We start from the raw sequence: 5462 nt of genomic DNA, 5'->3' as shown, positions 1-5462 counted from the left end.
CTTCTTTCGCCATCCCCGCCATGCTGGCGAGCAGGAGGGAGCTGGCGCAAAGTGTAAGGCAAAGGTTCTTTATCTTCATAATAATGATACCTTTTTTGTAAGGGTAGATAAGACGAACGGAAAAATAATGTTTGATACATGAGGTTGCGGATACGTTACAGATTCTTAACGCGGAAAGCAGGGCTGGCAATTACCGGTTCTTATTTTGCCGTTATGAAATTTCGTTTAATGTGCAAATTATGACGGCGATCGTATTTTATTCATGCACACTCTTATTATTGCACTGGACTTGTCCGACAAGGCACGGAGAAGGCGGAAGTATATTATTTTTTGCGAGCTGGCGCACGTTTGTGGATTCTCTCAATGGCGGTGTGAAATAACGTAATTGAGGAGAAGGAAAGTGAAATTCTATATTGGCTTAAACCCGTCATACTTCAAGTTGTAGGTGGGTTGGTGACATTCGTTGCTCCGACCTTTGCTGGCGCCAGCGCCTGAGGGTTCACGCTCTTGCCGCCTTCCTGCAACTCGAATTATTTAGGGTATCTGATTGGTTATTCGCCGCATCTCTGAATATGGAGTTCTCTATGCAGACCTATTTCGATCAACTCGATCGCGTTCGTTACGAAGGCCCGAAATCCACTAACCCGCTGGCTTTCCGTCACTACAACCCGGATGAACTGGTGCTGGGCAAACGGATGGAAGATCATCTGCGTTTTGCGGCCTGTTACTGGCATACCTTCTGCTGGAATGGCGCCGATATGTTTGGCGTGGGCTCCTTCGACCGTCCATGGCAGCAGCCTGGCGACGCCCTGGAGATGGCCAAACGTAAAGCCGATGTGGCGTTTGAATTCTTCCACAAACTCAATGTGCCTTACTACTGCTTCCACGATGTCGATGTCTCGCCGGAAGGCGCCTCGCTGCAGGAGTACAGCAATAACTTCGCCCGCATGGTCGAGGTGCTGGCAGAGAAACAGCAGCAGAGCGGCGTGAAGCTTCTGTGGGGGACCGCAAACTGCTTTACCAACCCGCGCTACGGCGCCGGCGCGGCCACCAACCCGGATCCGGAAGTGTTTAGCTGGGCGGCCACCCAGGTGGTCACCGCCATGAATGCCACTCATCAGCTGGGAGGCGAAAACTATGTGCTGTGGGGCGGTCGCGAGGGCTATGAAACCCTGCTGAATACCGACCTGCGCCAGGAGCGTGAACAGATTGGCCGCTTCATGCAACTGGTGGTGGAGCATAAGCATAAAATTGGCTTTAAAGGCACGCTGCTGATTGAGCCCAAACCGCAGGAACCGACCAAGCATCAGTATGACTATGATGCCTCTACCGTTTACGGCTTCCTCAAACAGTTTGGTCTGGAAAAAGAGATTAAACTGAATATTGAAGCTAACCATGCCACGCTCGCCGGCCATTCGTTCCATCATGAAATCGCGACGGCCATCGCGCTGGGGCTGTTCGGCTCCGTCGACGCCAACCGCGGCGATCCGCAGCTGGGCTGGGATACCGACCAGTTCCCGAACAGCGTCGAAGAGAATGCGCTGGTGATGTATGAAATTCTTAAAGCGGGCGGCTTCACCACCGGCGGCCTCAACTTTGATGCGAAAGTGCGCCGGCAGAGTACCGACAAATACGACCTGTTCTATGGTCATATTGGCGCGATGGATACCATGGCGCTGTCGCTAAAAGTTGCGGCGCGGATGATTGAGGACGGTGAGCTGGATAAACGTGTGGCCAGACGCTACGCCGGCTGGAACGGTGAGCTGGGGCAGCAGATCCTTAACGGGCAGATGACCCTCAGCGACATTGCCCAGTATGCCACTCAGCATCAGCTGGCGCCGCAGCATCGCAGCGGCCAGCAGGAACAACTGGAAAACCTGGTCAACCATTATCTGTTTGATAAGTAATCATGCGGCGGCGCCCGGCATGACCGGCGTCGCAACCAGGATGCTCTGTTCGCGCCACGCTTAGCCGTGGCGCGCGTTTAAGGAGAGGTAGTATGTATATCGGCATCGATCTGGGAACATCGGGCGTCAAAGCCATTCTGCTGAATGAGCAGGGTGAGGTAGTGGCATCGCATACCGAAAAACTCACCGTCTCGCGTCCGCATCCGCTGTGGTCGGAACAAGATCCCGAACAGTGGTGGCTGGCGACAGACACGGCGATGAAAGCCCTGGGCGCGCAGCATAGCCTGCGCGACGTGAAGGCGCTGGGCATCGCTGGTCAGATGCACGGCGCCACGTTGCTGGATAAATCGTTACAGGTGCTGCGTCCGGCCATTTTATGGAATGACGGCCGCTGCGCCGAAGAGTGCCAGCTGCTGGAGGAAAAAGTCAGCGCTTCCCGGCAGATCACCGGCAACCTGATGATGCCGGGCTTTACGGCGCCGAAGTTACTCTGGGTGCAGCGCCACGAGGCGGCGGTGTTCAACCAGGTCGATAAAGTGCTGCTGCCGAAGGACTATCTGCGCCTGCGCATGACCGGCGAGCTTGCCAGCGACATGTCTGACGCCGCCGGTACGATGTGGCTGGACGTCGCCCGGCGTGACTGGAGCGATGAGATGCTCGCCGCCTGCGATCTCAGTCGGGATGCGATGCCGGCGCTGTTTGAAGGCAGCGACGTCACCGGGCAACTGCGACCTGAGGTGGCGCAGGCGTGGAATATGCCGCAGGCGCTGGTGGTGGGCGGCGGTGGCGACAACGCCGCAGGCGCGGTCGGGGTCGGAATGGCCGACGCCGGCCAGGCAATGCTGTCGCTGGGCACCTCAGGCGTCTACTTCGCCGTCAGCGAAGGGTTCCTCAGCAAACCCGAAAGCGCGGTGCACAGCTTCTGCCATGCGCTGCCGGGCCGCTGGCATCTGATGTCGGTGATGCTCAGCGCGGCCTCCTGCCTGGACTGGGCGGCGAAATTAACCGGCCTGGCCAGCGTGCCGGCGCTGATCGCGGCGGCGCAGACGGCGGATGAAAGCGCCGGTCCGGTGTGGTTCCTGCCCTATCTGTCGGGCGAACGCACGCCGCACAACAACCCGCAGGCCAAGGGCGTCTTTTTTGGCCTGACGCATCAGCATGGGCCGGCAGAGCTGGCGCGGGCGGTGCTGGAGGGCGTGGGCTATGCGCTGGCGGATGGCATGGACGTGGTACACGCCTGCGGCATCAAGCCGCAGAGCATCACGCTTATCGGCGGCGGGGCGCGCAGCGCTTACTGGCGACAAATGCTGGCGGATATCAGCGGCCAGCAGCTCGATTACCGTACCGGGGGCGACGTCGGCCCGGCGCTGGGGGCGGCCAGGCTGGCGCAGCTGGCGGTGCACGACGAGGCAGACCGCGCCGGGCTGCTGAAGCCGCTGCCGCTTGAACAAGCGCATCGCCCGGACGATCGCCGTGTGGCCCACTATGCGCCACAGCGGGAAACCTTCCGCCAGATTTATCAGCAGCTGAAACCGCTGATGTCTTAGCCTCAGTCCGTCCGGCAGCGCCGGGCGGATTCCCTCCCTGAATGTCCCAGCTACATCCATCCAAAAAAGCGTATTTGTTTATTCCGAAATCTCCGCTTTCCGGTGCGTAACCTGCGGCATCGCCGGGGGAGTCGGTCATAATCAGCCCCTGTCGACCAGGGAGGTGAGATGAACACAAAACGCAACATTGCCAGGGTGATGATGGCAGCAGGATCGCTGGTTTATCTGCTCGGTATCTGGCGAACCTGCCCGTTGTTTAGCGGTAAAGGTTATTTTCTCGGCGTACTGGTGATGGGGATGTTTGCCGTCCTCGCCCATCAGCGCGCCAGCCAGTGGCAGGAACAGGACGACGGCTTTATTGCCTTATGTCGGCTGGTGCTGCTGCTATCGGTCGGCCTGCTGCTGGTTGGCGCCTGGTATGTGCCGGCAGACTGGCATGAAAAAGCCGTCTATATCGCGGCGTGGTTTGTCTGCTTATATGGCGCATCGGCAACCCCCGAACGGACCCGCGTCGCCCGGGCGATGCAAAAAACGGAATAAGCGCCGCCCCGAGGCGCGTAAAAGGTAAAAAGTGATGGAAAACAAGCACGCGACGTATTCTCCGGCGTTTCATTTGATCTCCTGGATTGCCCTGATCGGCGGCATCGTCACCTATCTGGTGGGGCTGTGGAATGCCGATATGCAGTTGAATGAGAAAGGCTATTATTTTGCTGTCCTGGTACTGGGGCTGTTTGCCGCGGCATCTTATCAAAAGACGGTGCGCGATAAGTATGAAGCCATTCCGACCACCGCGCTGTACTACACCACCTGTCTGGTGGTCTTCGTTATCGCTGTTGGCTTGCTGGTTATCGGACTGTGGAATGCCACTCTGCTGCTCAGCGAGAAAGGGTTCTATGGGCTGGCGTACTTTTTGAGCCTGTTTGGCGCTGTTGCGGTGCAGAAAAACGTGCGTGATGCCTGGGACCCGACGCGCTTACGGGAACCTCTCAGCGTGACGGAAGAGGGGCCTGAGTCGTAAGTCGGGCCCCTCCGGGTGGCGGACAGTTAGCTGACCAGCCGGCGGCTATCAATCCGCTGCACCAGGCCTGACAGCAGCAGGCTGCCGAGCAGGGCGGCGCTAAATATCCACACAATGTCCAGCAGCGGCCAGCGGGACAGCTCCAGATGGCTGGCGCGCAGCGCATGCACTATCAGGGCATGGAAACCGTAGATCCCCAGTGAATGTCGCGCAATGCAGGCGATACCGGGCAGGGGACGCGCGTTAAGCCAGTTTTTGGCCAGCGTCAGCAGGGCGACCGCGCAAACGAACACCGCCGGCCCGCAGTAGAGATACCAGGTGTCGCCAAAGTCTCCGCGCCAGCGCAGCTCATGCAGCGTGCCGCGGGAGATAACCCACACGGCGGCGATGAACAGCGCGGCGCAGAACGGGGTCAGCCATTTTTTATTGGTGTCCAGGGTGCCAATGGCTCTGCCCAGCACGCCGTAGAGCACGTAGTAGAAGGTATCACCGTTGATATAGAGGTTGACTGGCAGCCACTCAATCCCGGCGGCTTTGACGCTGACCATATTGGGGTTGGCCAGAATACCGAGGATCGCCATCAGCACCAGCAGCATTTTGCCACTGACGGACTTAACCTGAATCAGCGGCGAGAGCAGGTAGATGACGGCGATAGCAAAGAAAAACCACAGGTGGTAGAAGACGGGCTTCTGCAGCAAATTCTTTAACGATAGCTCGACGTTGATATGGGTAAACAGCGCGATATACAGCAGAGACAGCGCGCTATAGAACGCAATGCACAAACCAATTCGCCAGAAATGGCGCGGCTGGGCGCTGCGCTCGCCAAAAAACAGGTATCCCGAGATCATAAAAAACAGCGGCACGCTGACGCGGGAGGCGGAATTGAGCAGATTGGCGATGTCCCATTCCATAAGGGTGATGGCATGCGGATGAGTGATATACCAACTGGTACTGTGGATCATCACCACCATCATGCAGGCGATACCGCGC

The 5462-nt window shown here is 58.1% G+C and carries 5 protein-coding genes; 4 read left to right on the top strand and 1 reads right to left on the bottom strand.

Annotated elements, in window-relative coordinates:
• Positions 1-584: 584 nt before the first annotated feature.
• From xylA to yiaA, 4 genes are all read left to right on the top strand, one after another.
• Complete coding sequence (gene xylA, locus CW267_RS29475; protein ID WP_008806876.1) at positions 585-1907, top strand: xylose isomerase; 1323 nt, start codon at positions 585-587, stop codon at positions 1905-1907.
• A 92-nt stretch (positions 1908-1999) separates the two neighbouring features.
• Positions 2000-3454 (top strand): xylulokinase, encoded by a 1455-nt coding sequence (xylB, locus tag CW267_RS29470; protein ID WP_008806877.1) that lies wholly within the window; start codon positions 2000-2002, stop codon positions 3452-3454.
• Between the two features lie 168 nt (positions 3455-3622).
• On the top strand, positions 3623-3994 hold the full coding sequence (gene yiaB / locus CW267_RS29465; protein ID WP_008806878.1) for an inner membrane protein YiaB: 372 nt from the start codon (positions 3623-3625) through the stop codon (positions 3992-3994).
• A 31-nt stretch (positions 3995-4025) separates the two neighbouring features.
• Positions 4026-4472 carry an inner membrane protein YiaA gene (gene yiaA, locus CW267_RS29460; RefSeq protein WP_008806879.1) on the top strand — a complete coding sequence of 149 codons (447 nt, stop codon included), beginning with the start codon at positions 4026-4028 and terminating at the stop codon, positions 4470-4472.
• Between the two features lie 26 nt (positions 4473-4498).
• Here yiaA and CW267_RS29455 read toward each other — a convergent pair.
• Positions 4499-5462 (bottom strand): acyltransferase (locus CW267_RS29455; RefSeq protein WP_101148709.1); only part of this gene is annotated, 964 nt, incomplete at its 5' end.

Source organism: Klebsiella sp. X1-16S-Nf21, assembly GCF_002837615.1.
GTDB classification, from domain to species: Bacteria; Pseudomonadota; Gammaproteobacteria; order Enterobacterales; family Enterobacteriaceae; genus Klebsiella; species Klebsiella variicola.
This window is presented reverse-complemented; position numbering and strand designations above follow the sequence as displayed.

Excerpts from the sequence above, each read along its gene's own strand:
- xylA (WP_008806876.1), top strand. The coding sequence starts at position 585 with ATGCAGACCTATTTCGATCAACTCGATCGCGTTCGTTACGAAGGCCCG.
- xylB (WP_008806877.1), top strand. The coding sequence starts at position 2,000 with ATGTATATCGGCATCGATCTGGGAACATCGGGCGTCAAAGCCATTCTG.
- yiaB (WP_008806878.1), top strand. The coding sequence starts at position 3,623 with ATGAACACAAAACGCAACATTGCCAGGGTGATGATGGCAGCAGGATCG.